General features: G+C 69.0%; 25 protein-coding genes and 2 pseudogenes. 10 read left to right on the plus strand and 17 right to left on the minus strand.

What is annotated here, in order from left to right; translation table 11 throughout:
• The first annotated feature begins 219 nt into the window (after nt 1-219).
• Nucleotides 220-927 carry a site-specific DNA-methyltransferase gene (locus tag FL344_RS23785; RefSeq protein ID WP_141620114.1) on the plus strand — a complete coding sequence of 236 codons (708 nt, stop codon included), beginning with the start codon at nt 220-222 and terminating at the stop codon, nt 925-927.
• Nucleotides 928-1,003: 76 nt separating this feature from the next.
• Here FL344_RS23785 and FL344_RS23790 read toward each other — a convergent pair whose 3' ends face one another.
• The 4 genes from FL344_RS23790 to FL344_RS23800 all read right to left on the minus strand — a co-directional run bounded on the left by FL344_RS23790 (nt 1,004) and on the right by FL344_RS23800 (nt 2,987).
• Nucleotides 1,004-1,423, minus strand: a complete 420-nt coding sequence (locus tag FL344_RS23790) for a hypothetical protein (RefSeq protein WP_141620115.1) — start codon at nt 1,421-1,423, stop codon at nt 1,004-1,006.
• A 47-nt stretch (nt 1,424-1,470) separates the two neighbouring features.
• Complete coding sequence (locus FL344_RS23795; RefSeq protein WP_141620116.1) at nt 1,471-2,100, minus strand: hypothetical protein; 630 nt, start codon at nt 2,098-2,100, stop codon at nt 1,471-1,473.
• A gap of 308 nt (nt 2,101-2,408) precedes the next feature.
• A complete protein-coding gene (locus tag FL344_RS38620) occupies nt 2,409-2,621 on the minus strand; it encodes a hypothetical protein (RefSeq protein WP_194863224.1) in 213 nt (70 codons plus the stop codon).
• 21 nt (nt 2,622-2,642) lie between these two features.
• On the minus strand, nt 2,643-2,987 hold the full coding sequence (locus FL344_RS23800; protein WP_141620117.1) for a hypothetical protein: 345 nt from the start codon (nt 2,985-2,987) through the stop codon (nt 2,643-2,645).
• A 251-nt stretch (nt 2,988-3,238) separates the two neighbouring features.
• Between FL344_RS23800 and FL344_RS23805 the strand changes: the two genes are divergently transcribed.
• The 3 genes from FL344_RS23805 (at nt 3,239) to FL344_RS23815 (ending at nt 5,408) form a co-directional block, all read left to right on the plus strand.
• Nucleotides 3,239-3,787 (plus strand): RusA family crossover junction endodeoxyribonuclease, encoded by a 549-nt coding sequence (locus FL344_RS23805; protein WP_141620118.1) that lies wholly within the window; start codon nt 3,239-3,241, stop codon nt 3,785-3,787.
• Nucleotides 3,784-4,761 (plus strand): sigma factor, encoded by a 978-nt coding sequence (locus tag FL344_RS23810; RefSeq protein ID WP_194863225.1) that lies wholly within the window; start codon nt 3,784-3,786, stop codon nt 4,759-4,761. The genes FL344_RS23805 and FL344_RS23810 overlap by 4 nt, the downstream gene beginning before the upstream one ends.
• 350 nt (nt 4,762-5,111) lie before the next feature.
• Nucleotides 5,112-5,408 carry a hypothetical protein gene (locus FL344_RS23815; protein WP_141620120.1) on the plus strand — a complete coding sequence of 99 codons (297 nt, stop codon included), beginning with the start codon at nt 5,112-5,114 and terminating at the stop codon, nt 5,406-5,408.
• Between the two features lie 61 nt (nt 5,409-5,469).
• Here the strand turns inward: FL344_RS23815 and FL344_RS23820 are convergent, their stop codons facing one another.
• From FL344_RS23820 to FL344_RS23860, 9 genes are all read right to left on the minus strand, one after another.
• Entirely contained in the window at nt 5,470-5,661 is a 192-nt protein-coding gene (locus FL344_RS23820; protein WP_141620121.1) for a hypothetical protein, read from the minus strand.
• Nucleotides 5,658-5,864, minus strand: a complete 207-nt coding sequence (locus FL344_RS23825; RefSeq protein ID WP_141620122.1) for a hypothetical protein — start codon at nt 5,862-5,864, stop codon at nt 5,658-5,660. Before FL344_RS23825 ends, FL344_RS23820 begins: the two co-directional genes overlap by 4 nt.
• A complete protein-coding gene (locus FL344_RS23830) occupies nt 5,861-6,190 on the minus strand; it encodes a hypothetical protein (protein ID WP_228565308.1) in 330 nt (109 codons plus the stop codon). The genes FL344_RS23825 and FL344_RS23830 overlap by 4 nt, the downstream gene beginning before the upstream one ends.
• A 70-nt stretch (nt 6,191-6,260) precedes the next feature.
• The gene (locus FL344_RS23835) at nt 6,261-7,418 is read right to left on the minus strand and encodes a hypothetical protein (protein WP_141620123.1); all 1,158 of its coding nucleotides are present in this window, start codon (nt 7,416-7,418) and stop codon (nt 6,261-6,263) included.
• A gap of 288 nt (nt 7,419-7,706) precedes the next feature.
• A complete protein-coding gene (locus FL344_RS23840) occupies nt 7,707-8,429 on the minus strand; it encodes a hypothetical protein (RefSeq protein WP_141620124.1) in 723 nt (240 codons plus the stop codon).
• A complete protein-coding gene (locus FL344_RS23845; protein ID WP_141620125.1) occupies nt 8,426-10,390 on the minus strand; it encodes a DNA cytosine methyltransferase in 1,965 nt (654 codons plus the stop codon). The genes FL344_RS23840 and FL344_RS23845 overlap by 4 nt, the downstream gene beginning before the upstream one ends.
• Nucleotides 10,387-10,782, minus strand: coding sequence for a hypothetical protein (locus FL344_RS23850; protein ID WP_141620126.1), 396 nt, complete (start codon nt 10,780-10,782; stop codon nt 10,387-10,389). The genes FL344_RS23845 and FL344_RS23850 overlap by 4 nt, the downstream gene beginning before the upstream one ends.
• 113 nt (nt 10,783-10,895) lie before the next feature.
• The gene (locus FL344_RS23855) at nt 10,896-11,561 is read right to left on the minus strand and encodes a hypothetical protein (RefSeq protein WP_141620127.1); all 666 of its coding nucleotides are present in this window, start codon (nt 11,559-11,561) and stop codon (nt 10,896-10,898) included.
• 87 nt (nt 11,562-11,648) lie between these two features.
• A complete protein-coding gene (locus FL344_RS23860) occupies nt 11,649-11,888 on the minus strand; it encodes a hypothetical protein (RefSeq protein WP_141620128.1) in 240 nt (79 codons plus the stop codon).
• Between the two features lie 506 nt (nt 11,889-12,394).
• On the opposite strand from FL344_RS23860, the pseudogene FL344_RS23865 reads away from it, so the two are divergent.
• The 3 genes and pseudogenes from FL344_RS23865 to FL344_RS23875 all read left to right on the plus strand — a co-directional run.
• Nucleotides 12,395-12,529: pseudogene (locus FL344_RS23865) on the plus strand (transposase); the annotation flags it as partial.
• A gap of 181 nt (nt 12,530-12,710) precedes the next feature.
• Nucleotides 12,711-13,082 (plus strand): hypothetical protein, encoded by a 372-nt coding sequence (locus FL344_RS39290; RefSeq protein WP_228565309.1) that lies wholly within the window; start codon nt 12,711-12,713, stop codon nt 13,080-13,082.
• A gap of 218 nt (nt 13,083-13,300) precedes the next feature.
• Nucleotides 13,301-14,419: an aldo/keto reductase gene (locus tag FL344_RS23875; protein ID WP_141620129.1), complete on the plus strand. Its 1,119-nt coding sequence runs from the start codon at nt 13,301-13,303 to the stop codon at nt 14,417-14,419.
• 241 nt (nt 14,420-14,660) lie between these two features.
• On the opposite strand, the gene FL344_RS23880 is transcribed toward FL344_RS23875, so the two are convergent.
• Nucleotides 14,661-14,954, minus strand: coding sequence for a hypothetical protein (locus FL344_RS23880; RefSeq protein ID WP_228565310.1), 294 nt, complete (start codon nt 14,952-14,954; stop codon nt 14,661-14,663).
• A gap of 497 nt (nt 14,955-15,451) precedes the next feature.
• Between FL344_RS23880 and FL344_RS23885 the strand changes: the two genes are divergently transcribed.
• Nucleotides 15,452-16,039, plus strand: a complete 588-nt coding sequence (locus FL344_RS23885) for an SRPBCC family protein (RefSeq protein WP_194863226.1) — start codon at nt 15,452-15,454, stop codon at nt 16,037-16,039.
• Between the two features lie 60 nt (nt 16,040-16,099).
• Here FL344_RS23885 and FL344_RS23890 read toward each other — a convergent pair whose 3' ends face one another.
• The 3 genes and pseudogenes from FL344_RS23890 to FL344_RS40085 form a co-directional block, all read right to left on the minus strand.
• Nucleotides 16,100-16,459 (minus strand): YciI family protein, encoded by a 360-nt coding sequence (locus FL344_RS23890; protein WP_141593266.1) that lies wholly within the window; start codon nt 16,457-16,459, stop codon nt 16,100-16,102.
• Between the two features lie 445 nt (nt 16,460-16,904).
• A complete protein-coding gene (locus FL344_RS23895) occupies nt 16,905-17,399 on the minus strand; it encodes an IS5 family transposase (RefSeq protein ID WP_141620131.1) in 495 nt (164 codons plus the stop codon).
• Nucleotides 17,365-17,583 (minus strand): annotated as a pseudogene (locus FL344_RS40085) (transposase); the annotation flags it as partial. The gene FL344_RS23895 and the pseudogene FL344_RS40085, both read right to left, overlap by 35 nt.
• Before the next feature lie 144 nt (nt 17,584-17,727).
• On the opposite strand from FL344_RS40085, the gene FL344_RS38625 reads away from it, so the two are divergent.
• Nucleotides 17,728-17,931, plus strand: coding sequence for a hypothetical protein (locus FL344_RS38625; RefSeq protein WP_194863228.1), 204 nt, complete (start codon nt 17,728-17,730; stop codon nt 17,929-17,931).
• Between the two features lie 367 nt (nt 17,932-18,298).
• Complete coding sequence (locus FL344_RS23910) at nt 18,299-20,137, plus strand: Ig-like domain-containing protein (RefSeq protein ID WP_141620134.1); 1,839 nt, start codon at nt 18,299-18,301, stop codon at nt 20,135-20,137.
• The last annotated feature ends 37 nt before the right edge of the window (nt 20,138-20,174 follow it).

The following is a 20,174-nucleotide window of genomic DNA, read 5'->3' on the forward strand; positions in this document are numbered from 1 at the left end:
ACGAGGAGAATCGGGGGGAGTGTAGCTGGCTGTGAGTTATTCATGCTCCCTGATTACTGTTGTGATCGCGTCTGGGATTGCGGCGCTGGGCATGCGGAAAATGCTACAAATTGCCATTTCGGGAGGGTGGCCTGGCCGCCGTGTGCGGCCAGTTCATGGCGCCGTCGCCGAGCGGCATCCGCCGTGCATGGCAGGGGGCGCCGCGTCGAGAAAGGACACGTGAAGCCCTACTACGAGAACGCCCTCACCACCCTGTACCTCGCCGACTGCCGCGACCAGCTCGTGGACCTACCGTCCGCGTCCGTGGACCTGCTGCTCACCGACCCGCCCTACGGGATGGCGTACGAGGGGAAGGGGCAGCGCGCCGCCATCCGTGCCGATGCCTCGCGCCAGGGGATGCGGGTGCTGCGCCAGGCGCTGACTGCTGCTGGGCCCAGCCTTGCGGCAGACGCGCATGCCCTCGTCTTCTGTCACTGGGCGAGCTGGCCCGACTTCGCGGACACCGTTTCCGCCCACCTCAAGCTGAAGGGGGCGCTCGTTTGGTGGAAGAACCGTGGTGGCGTGGGTGACTGCACCGGCTCGTACGCCCCAGACTATGAGGTCGTCCTCCACGCGGTGGGCGCCAAGCGTCGGCCGCTGCTGGGGAAGCGCCTGGGGGCCGTGCTCGCGGGCTTCGCACCTGTGCCCCCGCCGAAGCGGGCGCACCCGACCGAAAAGCCGGTCTCACTGCTGCGCCTGCTCATTGAGCGCTCGTGCCCGGCGGGCGGCCTGGTGCTGGACCCGTTCGCGGGAAGCGGCTCCGCCCTTGTCGCCGCGCAGCAGCTCGGGCGGCGCGCGGTGGGCGTGGAGCTCGAGGAGCGCTACTGCGAGGCGGCGGCCCGCCGGCTGGAGCAGGCGCTGCGCGAGGGACAGCCCCGGGTCGCGTGACGCATCCGGTGGGGCGGCTGCGCGTGGCTGCCCCGCCGGGCCATGTCGGCATCCTCGGCGGCGACTCCTCGTGTGACTACAGCCGCACCGCGAGGATGCGCCAGCCTTTCACATCAACCGCATAGGTGGCACCCACGTCCAGGATGGGGGCCGTGGCGATGTCGCATGCATCCGGGTTCGGGATGATGCTGACGAGCACGACGCCATCTGAGGCGGGTGCCGTTACGACCTCGTAGGACTCGCGGCGGTTGAGGCACTCGTAGAGCGGCGTGGCGTCGCTGGGCAGCTTCCGGTCCCAGGGCAGGAAGTCGTCCATGGCGAGCTGGATGGCGCGCAGGGTTGTGCCGCTGATGACCTGTCGCCCCTCGGTCGGAAACGCGAGCGGGATTTCGACGGTCGCAGCCTCTTCCGGTGGGGCGTGGACTGGGCGCGGCGGCTTCTGGAACAGGGCGCATGCCGGGAGCATGCAGAGAAGGGGCAGCAGAACGCGCTTCATGGGGCCTCCGTGCGGGCCACGATTCCGGATGTCGTCACGCTCATCCCTCAGTCATCCACCGCGGTGACGACCCCGAGGCGCTTGTCCTCGTGCTTGATGATACCCACCAGCTTCCATCGCTTGCGTTGTCGGAGGTAGACCTCTCCGGGTTGCTCGCTGCCGAGATTCGGCACCAGCTTGGTGATGGTGCAGGCGCGGTCGAACTGGATGCGGATGCTCCAGATTTGCATCGCTTTCAGTCGGTCCGTTTCCGACATCGGCGAGGGGGACCATGGGTGGCTGTGGAAGTCCCCGAGCACAATCGCCCGGCCTCTGTCGTCGACGACGTAGCGCGGAGGGATGCACTTCTTCAGCTTCGCGGGGCCAATGGGCACGGGCTCTCCCAATGGTGAGGCTGCGCTGGCGTAGTAGACGCCGTCTCCGAGTGAGTAGATGGCGCCGCAATACTCCTGCCCGTAATCGCGCTCCATCGCACGCGGCAGCTCCATGACAGCAGGGCAAAGTTGGTCGATGACCTCGTCCACGTCGGAAGACGGGGTGATGGCTTCCCAGGGGCCTCGCACGTAGACGTGGGGGCCTGAACGCCAATAGTCCCGCGTGCCACTCGGTCCAGGCGCCCCGGCGCAGCCGATGGCCATGCCGAGCGCTGCGACGCGTCCCAGCCGAGCTGCTGTCATGGACCCCTCCCGTCCGAAATCAGGATTTAGAGTCCATATAGGACAAGCCATCAAGTCATGACAATCCTGCTTTGCTGCTTTGGGAGGGTTTGCACCAAAGAGGAATGGTGCCGGGCCGGCACACCCCGGCACCACGCCCGCGCGGGAAGGAGGGGCATCCCTCCTGCGCGGGAAGGAGGGGCATCCCTCCTGCGCGGGCGGCGCTGGACGTCAACGCAGCAAGAACAGCCCCGCCGGAGCACCATGCCCGGCGGGTGTGATGACGGCAGGCGGAAAGCCGCGCCTGGTGACTGCCGCAACACGGAACCTCAATCGTCGTGCCTGCCCAGGCCGCAGATGAGCCCGCGCCTGACCAGCAGCAGAGGCCCGCCGCACCAGCACTTCCCGTCAGGGTACGTGGGCGCCGGGGCGGGTGCCTCGGGTTCGCCGCGGAGCTGGCGCAGGGAGCGGGCGTAGTCGTCCCTCACGCGCTTGCGGCGGAGTTGCTCGGCAGTCTGGGCGGGCGGTCGGTCTCGACGCATGCCCTGTAGAAGGGGTGCGCATCAGGCGGGCGGTACGAGGAATCCCTGCACCACGTGCTCGGGCTGCGCGTCCTGGTGGCTGTGGGAGTCCCGGGCTGTGGGCAGCCAAGCGCCGCAGGTGGCGCACCAGGAGACGCGGCAGCCGCCGGCCAGCACCAGGGCAGCCACCTCGGGGTGGAGGACGAGCATGTCCAGGGCGCCGCTCCGGTGCGCGCGGGGGATGCCCGCGCGGACGAGCTGCGCGACGAGTGCCTCCAGGCGGGCCCATGCAGCGTGGGAGACGTGCAGTCCCTCAAGGCGGACGGTGCTGCCGGCCGGGGCCCTGCGACGCTCAGGGCGTGTCCTCGTCTTGTCGTGGCTGGGCACGGCGTTCTTCTACCTGCCGCGTGCGCCGCGTCCAGGTTCCGGTTTCGGCTCCTCGAATGAGGCCGCGGAATGCGAACCATCGCTAGCGCATGCGCTATGGGCCGCCCCTTCTGCTGGTGGTTGGAAAGAGGACGGGCTCGGCCGGTGAGGACGGCCGAGCCCGCGAGTGCCAGGGACACCGGGAAAGCGCCGCTGGGGACCACCAGTATACCGCCCCTTGCGCGCGCGCGTTCGGGGTTGGAGCCCGGACGATGCACTCCACACCTCAGCCCTCCAGCACCACGCCCGCTCCTCCTCTCGCGGTGGTGCGCCTCTCGTTGCCCTGGCCGCCTTCGGGCAACCGCTACTGGCGCAGCGACAGAGGCGCCACGCCGCACCCCAGTGACGAGGGTAAGGCGTACAAGGCGCGCGTGAAAGCGTCCCACTTGGGGCAGCGCGCCTTGAAGGGGGACGTGGTGCTGTCGGCCACGCTGTTCCCGCCCACGCGTCAGCTCTCCGACCTCGGCAACCGGCTGAAGGTGCTGGAGGACGCGTTGGAGTTGGTCGCGTACCTGAATGACAACCAGGTGCGGCGCTACCGGGACGTGGCCTTCGCGGACGGGGCGCACGGCAAGGCGGCCCGGGTTGAGCTCGTGCTGGAAGGCCAGGAGTGGGCGACGCCCGCGGAGGTGGAGGCCGAGCGGGTGCGCCGCGCCGAGCAGGCCCGGAAGAGGCGGGCGACGCTGGCGCGCAACCGGGCCGCGAAGAAGCTGCGGCTCCTGCGGGTGACGCCTGCCGTCCGCCGTGGGGGTGTGGCGTGAAGGCCCAGGACGCGCAGCTGTCCGCCGCGGTGGAGATGGAGGCGTTGCTGCACCGGCTGCTGGAGGTGCCCGCCGGCAGCCTCGAAGCGCGGCGCGTGGAGTCCCGCCTCGCCGAGTTGGTGCGTCCGCACCTGGTGCGCGTGGCCCGGCACGTGGCGCGAGCGTGGCGGGTGCCCGTGGAGGACCTGGTGCAGGAGGGGCTGCTGGCGGTGCTGAAGCGCCAGCGCGCGCACCCCTTCAGGCCCGGGGCGGCGGGGGTGGGGCGCAGCGCCTATCCCGCCTGGGCGATGAAGCTTGGGCGTCAGGCGATGCAGGCGTCGGCGCTCACCTGGTCAAGCCCCGTCCACCTGACGGACCACGCGCGCAAGGCGGTGAAGCGCGCGAAGAAGATGGCGGCGGCCGAGGGTGTGGAGGTTTCGTCCGTGCTGCGTCGCCAGGGACTGGACGCGGAGACGGCGCGGGCCCTGGGCGAGGGGGCCGTGGCCAAGCCCCTGTCGCTCGAGGAGGTGCTGTCCTCCTGTGACGCTGGCGCCGAGTCGCGGGACGCCTCCAGCGACAGAGGGTGTCGCGGACTGGCGGCGCGCACGGAGGTACTGTTGTCTCTGGTGGACAGCACGGCCGAGCGCCTGGCGCTGGTGGCCCAGCGCGAGCGCGTCCTGTGGGCGCTGTACGGCCTGCCTCGGCTGGAGCGCCAGGTGGTGCAGGCCAGCATGGGCCTGGGCCGGCCCGAGGGACAGGAGGCCACGGAGAGGACGCTGGCCGTGGAGCTGCGCATGACACAGGCCCAGGTGCGGAGCCTGCGCGAGGCGGGGCTGGCGAAGCTGCGCGCGGAACTCGGTGTCGAGTGCCCTGCTCCCACCGCTCTGCCGATGCGTGGCGAGTTGCGCCGCCTGCGCGTTGCCTCGGCTCGGCATGCCCAGCCTGCTCGACGTGGCCAGCCTGGGCAGTTGGCGCTGCTGGCGGAGGGGGCGTAGCCGTGCCCATCATCACAGCGAAGAAGCCGGGCACCTGCACTGCGGCAGGGTGCGGCGGGCGCATCCTCCGTGGGGAGCAGTGCTGGTACGAGGCCGCAACGGGCATGCGCCACATCGAGGCGGCGTGCCGATGGGCAGGCGCTGGGCGCCGGCCGAACCTCCGGGCAGGGAGGTGCCGGTGCGGCGCCCTCGTGCCCCCGCGTGAGGGGCACCTCACCCTGCGCGGGGAAAAGTCCGTCCGGGGCCGCGTCAGGAAGGTGTGGGCGGTGAACTGCGCCCGGTGTGGATGATAGGCCCGACTGCGCCGCGTATGCTGTTGTGCCTGACTGACCAACACCATCGGAGCAGGCGTGGACGCAAAGCTTGGAAGGATTTGGGAGAAGCTCGGCAACTCCGTGAGGTTGCTTGCCAGGGACCATGCCCCCCTGGGAAACCGGCTTCATCGAGCGGCAGAGGCGTACCTGACTCAGCCGCTCGTGGAGGAACACCTGGAGGGGGAGTGGCTCGATATCTTTCGAGCCCTGCGTGAGGACATGCTCAAGGCCGAGTCATTCGACCAGAGGCGGCAGTCCGCCATTGCCGAGCAGCTTTGCGACTTGTTGGGCGAGATTTCCAGGGCGATGTGGACCGGGAACCCGCCTCGTTAGTGTTCCTTCGCGCGGCGCGTGGCGGTGCCGACTTCAGGCGGTCGGCGTCGGCGGGTGCGGTTCATCGGCGCGGCACCTCGCGGCGATGCGTCCGCCGCCGCTGCGCGTAGAAGGCGAGGAATGCCGGCCACCATCCGGCCCACGCCAGCACCACGCGCAGGGCCATCACGGACAGCCAGATGCAGGCGGCGAGGATGCAGAGGGTCCCCGTCATCACCACCGCCCAGGCCACGATGTGTATGAGCTGGCTCACGCACGCCTCTCCTCGTCGTCTTCCCAGACCCTTCGCACGGCGGCCGAGTCCCGGCAGCCCGGGACCACGCGGCCGTTCCGCCCCGGCCAGTAGATGCGCGGGAGCTCCTCGTCCGGGTGCTGCCCGCTCCGGCACTCCAGCCTGCCGTCGTCACCCGGCACCAGCTCCACGCCGCACCCGGGACAGCGCCGGGGCGCCATCACGCCGAGCCCTCCGCAGGCGCATGCTCGCGCAGCAGGTGGAGCTCGCGCCGCGCGGCCTCCAGCGACTCGCGCAGGCTGGCGCTCTCCTGTCGCGCGTCGTCGCGCTCGGCGCGCAGCAGGTTCGTAATGCCCTCGGCGATGTCGGCACGCTGGTCCGCCGCATGCGTCGCGGCGAGCCACGTTCGCTTGGCGATGCCGGGTAGTTCCTCCCACGGCGGCAGGGCCACGTTCCCGAGTGCCGCGCGGAACTGCTCATAGGACTGCTTGGCCTGCGCTTCTTTCACCGCAACGCACTGCGCGAGTCTCTCCAAGACCTGCAACATCATGTGGGCTGCCTCCATGCGCGCGTGATGAGAGGGCCGACGTGGCGCGCACACGCCGGCCGGAAGGGGAGGGCTACGAGGCGAGGGCCGGGGCGGGCTGCGCGACGACGAAGCGGAGGGTGATGCCGAGGGCGTGGGCGCGCTCCTTGAACGCGGCCTCGTAGCCGTCCTCCGCGAGCCACCGCATGGCGTAGCTGTCGGCCAGCTCCACGAGCAGCTCGCGGCCGTTAGTGCTCATCGGCTGGGCCCAGGCGGCGAGCTGCTCTGCGCCGTAGCCGAATCCGTCCCGGCGCATGACGTCCAGCACCTGTCCCCAGGCGCGGCCGGCCGGGGTGTCCGGCAGCGGCGCCGCCTGGACTTCGCCGCGACCCACGGCGGCGTCGGCCCTGCGCGCGCAGCTGGGCGCCTGCCCCGCGTCGTTGCGGTGCTCGGGGGTGGCGTTGGCTTCCCATCGCTTCACCAAGTCGGAGAGGGTGTCGCAGCGCTGCCGATAGTGGGCCCGGAGGCCGTGCTCCCAGCGGCGCAGCACCTCCGCGACGCTCCCGCGGGAAAGCAGCTCGCGAGCGGCGGGGTCATCCCGCCCGGGGCGCCACTCGTAGGGCACGCCCTTGACCTCCAGGCACACCCGGTTGACGCCGTCCGGCAGGGACTCCTCCCCAGTTTCTCCCGCTGCAATCCCTCGCGGAGCGTTGGCGGGAGTCCGGAGGGGCGGTGGCTGGGGCGCCTCGGTGACGCGCCCAGGCGGCGTAGTCTTCTCCGCCTTTCGTCCTGGAGACTTCTTCTTCCTTCTCCCTTCTCCCTTCTCCCCGCCGTCCTCCCGCGCGGGAGTTTGGGGGGATTCCGGCGGGAGATTGGCGGGGTCTTCGTTGCCGTCGTGCGTCCTCCCGTCCGGCTTCGCGCGGTCGTTGAGCACCTTTCTTACGTAGGCGCCCTGTTCCTCCATCCACTTGGCCACCACGAGGGACTCGCCCTCCAGGAGCAGCAGGCCCACGGCGAGCAGTGCGTCCACGAGCTTGTTGCGGCGCCCGCGCCAGCGTACGGCGCGCTCCACTGCCAGGGCCGCTCCGGGCCCGGCGAAGCGGCCGTCGATGCGCTCTCGGCCGCAGTAGGCCCAGAGACGATAGAGGTAGGCGTCGGCCTCGGCGCCGAGCTGGGCGCACAGGGCATGCACCGCGTACTCCTCGGGGGCCGAGCTTCGGAACTTGAACCAGGGAAGACCGCGGGCGTCCATGGGCTATGGCTCCTCGTGGGTGTCGGACGGGGTGTTGGTAGAGGGGGGCGCCAGGGCGCAGGGGGGGGTGGACGCAGCACGCCGGAGGTACAGGGCGGCTTCGGCAGTCCGCGCGCCAGCCGTAGCCATGGCGGCAGGTGGGCCACGGGCCGGGGTGGCGCGCTCGGATGGCGAGTCCCGCGGCGGTGGCTCCGTGGAAGGTGAGTAGGCCCTCGTCGGTGACGACGTCTCCGAGTTGGACGGCGCCGCACTCAGCGCACGTGGTTGCGCGCATGCGCAGGCAGAGGCTCATGGGAAGAGCCCGAATTGCTCGGGGTTGGCGAGCATCGGCGGGACCGGCCGGTCGTCCACGACACGCGGCCTGGGCGGGGGCGAAGGAGCTGGCGCAGGTGGCCGCTCACGGTCCGGGGCTGTGAAGGGCGGTGCAGCTGGTGCCGCGTACACCTCCGGGCGCCAGATGCCGTCACGTGCGAGACGCATTCGCTCGCGCAGCTCCGGCACCAACCCCGGGTCCACTGGCGTCAGGCGCTTGGCAGGGGCCGCGACCAGCGGCTCCAGGGGCTGTGGCTCCTCCAGCCACCACGCGATGGTCCCGCGGCAGTACGGCGCGCGGGGCGGCGCCCACCATGCATCGCGGCCGAACGCCCGGTAGTCGTTCCCTACCGTGGACACCTCGGCCAATCGAGCCACGGCGACGTAGGCACCGGCCGGCAGCACGTCGCCGGCGGGGGCCTCCAGGCCGTGCGCCTCGCGCAGCCACCGGACCGCGTCGGCGTCGTAGTCGCGCGTCGCGTAGATGGCCAGCCAACAGCCGAGCAACTCGGCGGGCGGGTGCAGGGGATGCCGGCGAGGTGGGCCGCCATGGCGGGCGGGCTCCGTGTCCGTGACGAACACCGACCACATGCCGTGGTGAGTGAGCGCCCAGGTCCAGGGCCGCTCGAGCGGGAGGTGGAACACGCCGCGCCCGGCGCGCGTGTAGCGGTACGGGCCTCCAAGGGGCATGGTGCTCATGCCGCGTACCCCTCGCTCGGCGCCGGCGCGTCGAACCAGTAGTCGCCGCGAAGCGACCAGCCCTCGCCGAGCTCGGAGCGGAGCAGGGACTCCAGCAGCACCCGCCCCCAGGCCAGAGCGCCGCCCACGGGGATGGCGTTGCCGATGTGCTCCCGCCACACGCTGTCGCTGTTGCCCGCCAGCACCAGCGGCGCGCCGCGGTGGACGTGCGGCAGGCCCTGGAGGACGGCCAGCTCCAGCGTGGTGAGGGGCCGGTGCCAACAGCCCGACACCGGGGAGAGGATGGCCGGAGCCAGAGTCCCCTTCGGCGGCTCCCAGCCTTCGGCCAGGAGCTGGAGCGCCAAGTGGATGTCGATGACGACGCGCGGGTGGGGCAGACGCGGGTCCGCCACCGAGCACTCGCCGTTGTCGAGCTGCATGACACCGGTAATGGTTCCGGCGGTGGTGTCCCAACCGATGACGCCGTAGCTGCCGTTGCGGCAGTGGCACCCCAGGCCCAGGCGTTCCACTCGCTCGTCCGCCACCGAGGCCTGGGCGTTGCCTCCGCTCACCGTGGCCTTACCCGTCACGGTGGGGCTCGGAGCCCGCCAGTCGCCGACGCCGAGCAGGCCCGGTCGGCCGGCGTAGCTGCCAGCTCCAGCCGCCGTCTGCCCCAGGCCGAGCAGCTCAAGCGCGCGCGGGTCGGCCACCGACACCGGCGAGCTGCCCCCCGAGACCCAGGACGTGGCGATGACGGTGGCCGAGGGCCGCGTCCAGTGCAGCACGCCAGCGGCGCCTGGCCGGGCATCCTTGCGCATCGCCAGGGCTTCCACCGCGCGGGCGTCGGCGACGGCCGGCCCGCCGCTCCCCATCTGCTGGGCCCCTGTCACCGTCCGCGCGGCATTGGCCCAGCCCTGCACCGCGTACTTGTTGGTGTGGCGAGCAGGGTTCTCCGCCCCCATCGCCAGCGACTCCAGCGGGCGCGGGTCCTCGACGGCGCACAGCCCGGCCCCGCCCGGTCCGGACACGGTGGGCGACGGTGCCGCCCATGCCTGGACGGGATGCCTGCGGTGGACCTCGCGCCGCTTCTGCGAGGCCTCGACGGGGTTGCCGAGTTGCTCCTCCACCAGCGCGCGGAAGCCAGCCGTGTCCATGCCCGTCGGCCACAGCTCGCGCGCCTGAAGTGTCTCCACCACGTGCCCGCGCTTCGGCAAGTCCCGCCAGTCGCCGCCCGGGGGGATGAGCGCCAGGCGCACGGCGTTGAGCCAGCTCACCCGGGGGAGCCGGTGCATGCGGCCCGCGCGCGGGTCATCCGGCCACGGCAGCGGGGCCAGCACCTCGCCCACGCCGCGCAGGCCCTGGTAGGGAGGCAGCGCCACCTGCACCGGGCAACGGCGCGAGTCCCGGGCAGACAGGGTGAAGCGCTCGCGCGACTGCGCCAGCCCGCCCTCCTGGCCGAGGTCGTGCGTGGTGACGTTCACCTCGTAGCCCGCCTCACGCAGCAGGCGAATCGTCTTTCCAAGCACCTCCCGGCACCGCGTGCGGAAGCTGGGCACGTTCTCCACGACGATGAGGCGCGGCCGGTTGTCCCGGTCCGGGTACGCCGCGAGCACCAGCTTCGCCGCATGGAACATGAGCTGGTTCATGTCCTGGTACTTCTGCGTCGCGGCCATCTCAGCCGGCAGCAGCTTCGAGGCGCCCTTGCACGGAGGGCTCCACTTCGTCATGTCCGGCGCGCGCGGTCCCCAGAACTTGCGCAGCTTCTCAGGCGCCAGCGTGGCGATGTCCGCACAGAGGGACGGCGCCCCCGTCAGGTACGTGTAGTCCTTGCAGCACCCTTCGTCGAAGTCGACGCCGCCCAGGTTGCGCCAGGAGGCGGTGCTGCCCGCCACTTCGACGGTGGCCATGTCGTGGCCCATGGCGCCCGGCCCGCTGCCGCAGAACAGGTAGCCGACGGTGAACTCGTGATGTGTGGTGCTCACTGGAGACCGCCTGCCGCTTCCAGTTCGGCGAGGAGGGAGGCCTTCGCGGCCTCGCAGCGCTCAGCGACTTCAGCCATGCAGGCGCGGACGTACAACTGGCAGTACGGGGAGCCGCCACCATCACGCCGCGCGCAGGCAGCTTCGTCGCGGCCGGCCAGGATGCGGGACATGTCGCGCCAGCACATGGTGCAGCTACCGCGGGGGCGCTCGCGGACCAGCTCCAGCAGCGTGGCCATGGTGCGCGGGCGTTTGAACACGTCGCGCTGGCGCGTCGTCAGGTGCCGCCAGTTGTACGCGCCGAACGCGCCGACAGGGGCCAACTGCTTCCCGGGGCGCTGGGGGGCAATGGGGCGAAGTCCGTCCTGAAGATTGAGCTTGCTGGCTACCAGCATGTGAGTCTCCGGTGTGGTGGTGGCGTGGGGCCCCGCTGGCGCGACTGGCCAGCGGGGCGGGGCGACGCGTCGCTGGGCGGTGCAGGGGAGGCACTCGCGCCCGGCGGGGGCTGCTAGTTGGGGGCGCTCGGACGGCGCCACCCGAGGACGTCATCGCCGTAGCGCCTTGCGGCGTGGGACACGTCCAGGGCCCGGTCCGTCATGTACTTGCGGTCTCGGCCGCCGCAGACCTTCCGCGCCGCCCGGTCCATGGTGGCGGCCTCGAATTTGTCTGAGTCGTATCGGCCCGGGAATGCGTCGAGGAATCCAGGTTGCCCAGACTCCGCCGCCTCAAGGTGCCGGGCGCCACAGTGGTAGTAGGCGAGCAGCCGGATGCAGCGCACTTCCTCACTCGACAGCGTGAAGAGCCGCGAGTCCTGCCGGAAGATGCCGAGGACGTCTTGCCAGCAGCGCTGGTGCGCCGAGTCGGCGAGCCCGTCGTAGGCGGGCGGCGCGTCCTCAGACAGCAACAGGCGGATGGCGCGTGCACTGTCGTTGTCGCTGGCCATCATCTGGGGCTGGCCGTCACGGCGCGGCTGGAAGTGACGCCGGTCAGTGCCTCGCTGGACGCCCGGGTGGCCACTGTGCCCCGGCTGTCCAACGCGGTGGGGCGCGTCCTGGTGCGGTTGGAACGTCGGTGCGCGCGGGGTGATGGGACGAACGCCGCGCTCGTAGTGCTCGGGGCCAGAGCAGCCGACGACGGAGAGGGTGCACAGCAACAGCAGCGTGAAACGCTTCAAGGTGGACTCCAGGCGTTGGGGGTTGGCACTGCATGGGGCCCGGTCTGGGGTTCCGTGCCGGGTCAGGACGGCGCGACGGACCGCGTGTCAGTCCGTCGCGCTCGTCGCGCGCCCATTCGCCTTGTCGTCAGCCAGCTCGCGCTCGCGGTGCTGCTCCCAGGCATGGAGCAGTCCGTTCGGGTCCTGAGTGCTGGACGGGTGTCTCGCGAGGCGGGCGCGCAGCTCGCGCACCTCGGCAACCGCGGCACCGATGGAGTGATAGAGGCACGCCTGCTGGACGCGCTTGATGCTTCCCGCGCAGGCGCGGCAGCCCTCCTGGGGCGGCACCTTGCGCCGGTACTCGGCGACCTCGACAGAGAGGGGAGAGAGGGGGCGGACTACGCTACTACGGCTGGTTGACTCTCCTTCGTCATCCTCGCCGCATTCAGAGGCCGTTTCAGAGGAGGAATGGCCCTCCTGGGGGGCGCCTCCCTCAGCGGATGCGGCTTCGATTCCCGCCGCCTCCACTGAGTGAAGCCCAGCAGCCGCGAGGTTGCTGGGCTTTTTCTTTGGCCTCGGTGCCTCATGTGTCCTCAGTGTGCCCCTCCGGCGTCTCTGCCCGTGCGGCGTGGCGCGCTGGGGCAGGGGTCGGTCGAGCTGCTGTACCGCGCTCTCCCGGGCCTCCGGCGCGAGGTGGGCGTACCGCATGATCATCTCGATGGTCGCTTGTGCAGCACCGTGAGCACGTTGTTGATGGACTTGAGGCTCAGGAGCTTCGGGCCGGTGGTCTGCTCCCCAATTTTAGGACCCGTTGAAGAGTGAGAGCGTCCTCGCGGCCAGGAGGTAGGTCGGTCGTGAGGAAGAGCAGGTTTACCGAGGAGCAGATGGTCCGCATCCTGAGGGAGGCGGAGGCGCCTGGGGTCAGCGTGGTGGAGGTGGCCCGGAAGCACGGCGTCGCCGAGCAGACGCTCTACCGGTGGCGCCAGAAGCGACTGACGCGTCGCGGGCGGCACGAGTGCGTCCAGTCGCGTCCACGATGCCGCGCGCCTGCAACTTCGTGAGCGCCCGGCGATAGGCATTGCGGTCCAGCGGCACGGGCAAATCCAACTCATCCGCCCGCACGCCCAGGGCCGCTGCGGTGAGCGCCACCCGCTCCGGCTCGCCCGCGAGTTGGAACTCGGGCTCGGTGGGCCGCAGCGCAGCGAAAGGCAGCGGCCGGTCGCTCAGGATGAAGACGCGCCCGTCATCTACCCGACCGTGCACGCGCCCCGCCATCTGCAAGAGTTCGTTGTTGCCCAGGTGCACGCGGGTGAGGACGTTGCGGCCGCGCTCCACCAGATTCGTGAAGCGCATGTCATCAATGACGACGGTGTCCAGCCTCGGCACGTTGAGCGCGCTCTGCCCCGCCGCCGTCATCGCGAGCACGAAGGGCCGGGGCGCCGTGCCCTCCAGGAAGGGACGGATGGCGCGCAGCGGCTCGCCGCCGTGGTAGTTGAGTGGTTCGAGACGGATACGCGCCTCATGCAGAGGTACGGTGACTGAGATGACGCTCTAATCGTGTCACTCAAGGCGCCCCACGGCCAACCCCGCCCAGCGTATGGGCCACCGTCACCTGCGCGGTCTGCCCAATCGTGACCCTCTGGGGGAAAACAGCCCCATCAATCAGGCGCAAGAAGCGGGCTGCCTTCATGGGGGCGCTCTTCTATCCGTAGCAGGGCGATGGGGAGCATGCCCCATCACCACGGATGGAGAGCACCACCATGTCGACGCGAATCATTGATTCTCTGGCGAAGTACCACCTGCTCGGGCAGACGGGCCTTCGGGTAAGCCCACTCGCGTTGGGCACCATGAACTTCGGTACCGACTGGGGCTGGGGCATGAGCGGCGAGGACGCGCACCGGCTGCTGACACGCTATCTGGAAGCGGGCGGCAACTTCATTGATACAGCGGATGCGTACACCTCCGGCGCCAGCGAGCGCATCATCGGCGACTACTTCACGCAGCATGGCGGCAGGCAGCGGGCGGTCATCGCCACCAAGTTCTCCGCCAACCTGTCTCCGGGGGATCCGAATGCGGGCGGGAACAGCCGAAAGCACATCCACTCCGCACTCGAAGGCTCTCTGCGCCGCCTCAAGACGGACTACGTGGACGTGTACTGGCTCCACGTCTGGGACGGCCTGACGCCCGTGGAGGAAGTGATGGGGACGCTGACCGGCCTCGTGCGCGAGGGCAAGGTGCGCTACGTCGGCTTCTCCGACGTGCCGGCATGGTACTTCGCGCGCGCGCAAACCCTGGCGGAGCGCAACGGCTGGGAAAAGGTCGCCGCGCTGCAACTGGAGTACTCGCTCGCGGAGCGCAACATTGAGCGCGAGCACCTGCCCGCCGCGCTGGCGATGGGGGCCGCCCTCACGCCTTGGAGCCCCCTGGCCGGGGGCCTCCTCACCGGAAGGTACACTCGCGAGGGAACCCGGCCGAAGGGTGACGGGCGCGCCCATGCATTGCTGGCCAGCGGAAACCCCGTGGCGGACAAGTTCCTGCAGGAGCGCCCCTGGGCCATCGTCGAGGCGCTCGTCGCGGTGGCGAAAGAGGTAGAGCGCTCGCCCGCCCAGGTCGCGCTCAACTGGGTGGCGACGCGTCCAGGCGTCGTGTCCACCATTATCGGCGCGAGCAGGCTGGAGCAGTTGGAGGACAACCTCCACGTGCTGGACTTCAACCTGCCGCCCGAGCTCTCCACGAGGCTGGAGGTCGCGAGCCGCCCCGAGCTCTTCAATCCGTACGTGTTCTTCGAGAACCCCTTCTTCACGAGGGGCATGCTCGCGGGCAACACCACTGTGAGCGCGGAGCCGAGCGGGTTTCGTGGACCGCTCCAGGCCCGGTAGGCAGCGAGCAGCGATGCCGGCGGTGCACTTCCCGTGCTCCTCCGGCGCGGCATCCGTCAATGACATCGCCGCCGCGGCCCCGGAAGCCCAGGCTTCGGGGCCGAGCGAAGCGCGCGGGTCCGCCATGCCACGGCCCTGAGCGATTGGCCCCGTTCACCGACAAGGACAGCGTCAGGGGGAAGCCCTGAAACGACTGGCCTCCAAGCCCGCAGGGGGCCAGTCGTGCGCGGCCGTGAGCGACTCAGGCGTCGCCGCTATACGTGCCCACGACTTGGATGTGGCCCTTCCCCGTCTCCGAGCAGGTCGCGTTGACGCTGACGCGCCAGGCAGGAACGTCGGAATGCCACGTGACGGTGCCTGTCCAGCTCAAGCACCGGCTGGAGCTGCGATCCGCGTACAGGTAGATCGACGCCCTGGATGACGGAAGGGTGAAGGTCTGCCCCGGCGTCGTGAGCGGCCGGGTCAGACGGACGGCCAGGGTCGAGAAGATGGCGCCGCAGGTGACGCTTTCATTTCCCGTGACGCCCATCTGCACGGAGAAGAGTTCCGGTATCGCCCACCAGGCCTTGCAGGCCCTGCGGCCCCGTGGGCGCCTCGGAAGAACAGGCGGTGGAGAACAGAAGACACAGCAACAACGGGAGCAGTGCGCGGGAGGAGTACTTGGTCATTGAGGGGCGCGCCCCATACAGCTTGCTCTGCGCCGGGCAAGCCCGCTCTTACGCACAGGCCCGCGTTGGCCTTTGAACCTGCCGCACGAAAACGCGTCGAGCGCGAAGCTTTTGCGCAGCAGCCCGCCCCAAGGAGGCGCAGCGTGCTGCTCCATTTCCACGACCTCAGCCCCCAGCTCGCCGATGGCGTGTTGAATCATGGCGGCCGAGCCCCCCTTTCTACGGGCGGAGGAGGGCAGAGCTTCAGGAACCCCTTGAAATCTCAGGTGTTTAGAGCACTCCGGAAAAAAAGACCTTCGACATGTCGATCTTTCCAGCGCTCGTTCGACGCAGCAGCAAACCAAGTCGAAATGGGGAGTCCCACATGCTCATGAAGATTCTGTTCGGTGTCGCCGTTGTCCTCCTCGCGTTCATCGCCTTCGTCGCGACCCGCCCGTCCACGTTCAAAGTCGAGCGCTCCACCACGATGAGCGCGCCGCCGAGCGTGGTGTTCGCGCTCGTGGCCGACTTCCACAAGGTGGGGACCTGGTCGCCGTTCCTGAAGCCCGACTCCACCCGGAAGGACAACTACGCGGGCACTCCCGCCACGGTGGGCCACTCGATTGCCTGGGTCAGCAGTGACAATGCCAACGAGGGCAAGATGACGATCGTCTCGCTCAACCCGCCGGAGCAACTCCAGCTCGAACTTGAGTTCATCAAGCCGTTCAAGGCCACCAATGGAACGGTCTTCCGCTTCGAGCGGGCCGGGAACGGCACCACTGTCACCTGGGTGATGTCCGGCCAGAACGGCTTCCTGAACAAGGCGGTCTCCGTGTTCATGGACATGGACAAGATGGTGGGCTCAAGCTTCGAGGAAGGGCTCGCTACCTTGAAGAACCTCGCCGAGGCCGAGGCGAAGACGGCGGCACAGGCTGCTCCGAACGACGCGCTGGTGGGCGACCCTGCGAAGTAGCCGAGCAGGTCGTCGTCCCCGGTCCCGCGGGCCGCGCTCCACACTGGGAATGGCTGCGTTTCAGTCCTCTTCGTAGCAGACGCCAACCTCACGCAACTCGACCGTCGCCCACTCGGCCGCGGGACACTCGTTCGCGATCGCTAGCGCCTCTGCCCGGGTATCGCACTCGAAGAGGACGAAGCCTCCGACAATCTCCTTGCTCTCCGTGAACGGCCCATCGCGGAGGGTGCGTTGGCCGCCGCGGACCTCGAGCCGCACCCCTTCCGACGCGGACCGAAGCGAGTCGCTGGCCTTCCATATTCCGCGAGCCTTGAGGTCCTCGACGAAACGCACCATCCGCTCCATCTCGCGACGCCCCTGCTCCGCCGTTCGGCTCCGTTTACGCCCGCCCTCCTCCATGACCAACAGCATGTACGCCATCACGCTCTCCTTTTGTGGGTGACTCCGGAGCCTCCCCCATCCATCCCGCGAGCTGAAGCGTTTCCGCATCGCCCGGCGCTGCGCTGATGGCCCACAGGCACCTCGCGCTCGTGCGGGGCGCGCCGCAGGAGGTCATGCGCCACTGACTCCAACAGCCGCAGCGGCGGCCTGGACGAGGAGCCTTTGCCGGGTGAGCCTGTGGCCTGCATCCGCCGCTGATTCCGCTCAACCGGCCTTCCATCCCTCCAATGGACCTGCCGTCGAGCCATGGATGAGCGAATGGTGGAACACGCGGACCGCTACTCCGCGGCTTCGGGGGGTTGGTTGAGCATTCCGCCAGGAAGAGGCAGCGGAGACTGCACAACGGGCTCGTAGTCCTCCGAAACGCCGGGAGGCGGAGTTGCCCGAAGACAGCCAACGCGAAGGGCCTAGGAGCTGTCCCTGATTAGCGCAGCCAAAGAAGCATGGATGCGACGTGGAGGACGGCGAGGTAGCTGGTCGTCGTCTTGTCAGAGCGGGTGGCGACAGCCCGAAAGCGCTTGAGGTCGTGGAAGAAGCACTCCACCCGGTAGCACAACCGGTACAGGGTGCGGTCTGACGGCAACGCCCGCTTACGGCTCGGGTTCGAATGGATGACAGACTTCATCCTGAGCTTTCGGACGTTGGCGCGGATGCGGTCGGCGTCATAGCCGGTATCCGCGATGAAAGCGGCGCCCTCGGCGTGCACCAGGAGCTCTTCGGCCATTGTGGACTCGTGCTGCTGGCCGGGCGTCAGCGCGACGTGGAGCGGCTTACCTCCCGTCGTAGTGACGGCGTGAACTTTCGTTGAAAAGCCTCCTCGAGAATGCCCCAAAGCATTGCTTCGGAGCCCCCTTTTCCGCCCGCAGCGCCTTGAAGATGGCTTTCCATCGTCTTGTCTTCGTCCAACGATGGAACTGATTGTAGACCGTCTTCCAGTGACCGAACCGCTCGGGCAAGTCCCGCCACTGCACCCCGGTCTTCACGCGCCACACCACTGCGTTGATGAAGTCACGGTCCCCTTGCTTCGAGCGAGGACCGCTCCTGGAGCCCAGCAGGGGCTCGATGCGGCTCCACTCGGCATCGCTCAGTTCATGTCGGCGCACAGCCCGCGTTGATCATGCCTAACGCCAGGCAGCAACTCCGATTGAGGCTCTGCCCCAACGTGCCAGATAGCCGGCACGCCGGGTCGACTCTCGAGCACGTGAGCAGGGACAGCCCCTAGCCCGTTCTACACGTACGACTCACTCATGCGCGTCATCGACCGCGAGCCCTGGTTGGCCTGGACCGAGTATTCGTCGACGGTCGACACGAAGAGCATCTACCTCAGGCGCCGCGCCACGGTCTGGGAGCCCAAGCAACTCATTTCAGGAGAGAGCCTCGGGGCGTTCCTTCTCGACGAAAACATGTTCCCCTGGGCCTTGGTGGGCAGCGCCGTGGTGCGCCCGCAGTAACTGGTGATGTCCTCCTCCTGCGCTGAGCGCACCCGCTGACCGTTCCACGCCGGAACCACGGACGTGGTCCGCAACCAGTTGGATGAACCCTGGCCCACGATGTTCCTGGCCCGGGTCACCATGGACTGGCGCCGCTCCCGGGTCCTCAAGGACATCGCGCCGGAAGAGGCGGGACACGCGCGCATCCGCCATCACGGTCTGCGCGGCCCGCGGAACGAAGGGGCTCAGTCAGGCACGGGGCTGCTGAAAGGTCTCTGCGCGCGGGGACGGGAACCGGCTCGGCGTTGCTGCTGAGCGCGGGCTCGGGCCAAGCTGCGCGCGCCGAGTCCCGACGCAACGGTTTGGCGTGTCCCCTGAAAGGCTCCTCATGAACCCCCGAAGCACACACGCCCGTTGGGCCGTACCACTGCTCTTCGCGGCACTGGGCACCGCCGCCTGCGACACCTTCCGGCCCGAGCCGATGCCCAAGCATCACCCCGAGGCACCACATTCCAAGCTGAGCTTCACCGTGCAGACAGAAGGCCCCGAGTTCTGCCGGGAAGGGTTGTGGACGCTCTCTGTCTCGGTTGAGGGCGGCACGCCGGGGCGCGTGGAACTCCTCACAAACGGCGGAGCCCCCACGATGATGGAGGCGCCGTACCAGCATGTGGTCGACTGCGCCACGCATGCCGAGGGCCGCTTCGCCTTCGTCGTGCGAACCGTGGTCGGTAACCGAAGCATCAACGCCGGAGAGGCATCCGTCACGGTGGACCGCACTCCACCCACCCTCATCGCCACGCGCCCCAGAGACAGCTATCCGTCCGTGTCGTCACCGATGGCGTTCGTCTTCTCGGAGCCACTGCTGCCGAGTTCGATTCAGTCGGAGCCGACCGAGCTGATCAACAGGAATGGCATCCCGGTGCCGGTCGCGCATCAAGCGGTCCTCAAGGAAAATGGAACGGTTCTCGAGCTGGTGCCGACATCACCACTCCAGCCTCCCGTCGAGCTGTCTGCGACGCTCCTTCGGCGGAGTCTGACCGACCTGGCCGGCAACCCACTCGACCCGAGCCTTCCAGACTTCGCCTTCCGGCACTTTGCTACCTACGGGCCCTTTGCCAGCGTCACGGAGCTCCTTCTCGTGGACGACGTCCTCCCTATACCAACAGCCTTCCTGCTTGAGCGTGGCGCTGCCGGGACAATGCCCGTCGTCGGGTTCCTTCAATTCGATTACAGGACGAACACCCAAGTGCCAGCCCTGGCGCGGTGGGACGGCCATGCATGGCAACGGGTCCCCTCATTTCATACGAGCATTGAGGGCACCTCGAACCTCGTTGCGTTCCAGTTCAGTGCACGGGACGGCGAGATTGTCGCCGAGTGGCGCGAGAGGGAAGCCGTCACCGGGTTGGAGCAGATCCATGTCGCCAGCTTCACCGGGACGGGTTGGGACCACTTCCCAGTCCCGATCGACACTCCCTCCAAGTACGACTGGGTCAAGCTGACGTTGGCACCACAGGGCAGGCCTGTCATCACAGTGGGGCAGAGTACCAACCCAGACGAAACCGAGGTTCGCGTCCTCCGATGGACAGGCACAGAGTGGCAATCACTCGGTGCGCCCCTCAGTGAGAACCCGGCGCCGAGGACCCTTGCACGGCGAGTCACCATCGCAGCGGATGACACGCGAGTGGTCGCGAGCTGGGATGAGGCAGCCATCGACCTCGGGCCACCTGCTGGTTACATCCACGTCAAGGCGTTCGAGAACGGAAGCTGGGGTCCCGTGGGCGCCCCCATCCCCTTCATGGCGCCCTCATCCGTGGACAACATCGCTCTCGCGATTCAGCAAGACCATCGCGTGCTCATGGCCTGGACTGAGCATGGCACCTATATCGACCCCTGGACCGGCACCATTGTGCACACTGCGGCCATCCGTTTCTCGTCCGCATCGCTGGCCGATTCACAGCCGACCTGGGCCGCGTCCGAATTCATCGGACCCAGCTACGAGCCGAACTACTCCCCGCTCCATCTGGTCGTCGGCCGAGACCTCGAGCCCTGGTTGGCGTGGAGTGAGCGGGGTACGTACGGCTACGCTGGCAGGAGCTACGTTCGCAGGCTCCGTGCCACGGGTTGGGAGCCCGAGCAATTCATCGGGTTTGGGCTGTTTGGGTTCCAACTCGACGAGAACGGGAATCCTTGGGCCTTGTTGGGCAACACCGTCGTGCGCCCGCAGTAAAACCTGCGAGCGGCGCCTTCCTGGTGCCGCTCGCCAT

It is taken from the genome of Myxococcus sp. AB036A (assembly GCF_006547355.1).
Lineage (GTDB): Bacteria > Myxococcota > Myxococcia > Myxococcales > Myxococcaceae > Myxococcus > Myxococcus virescens.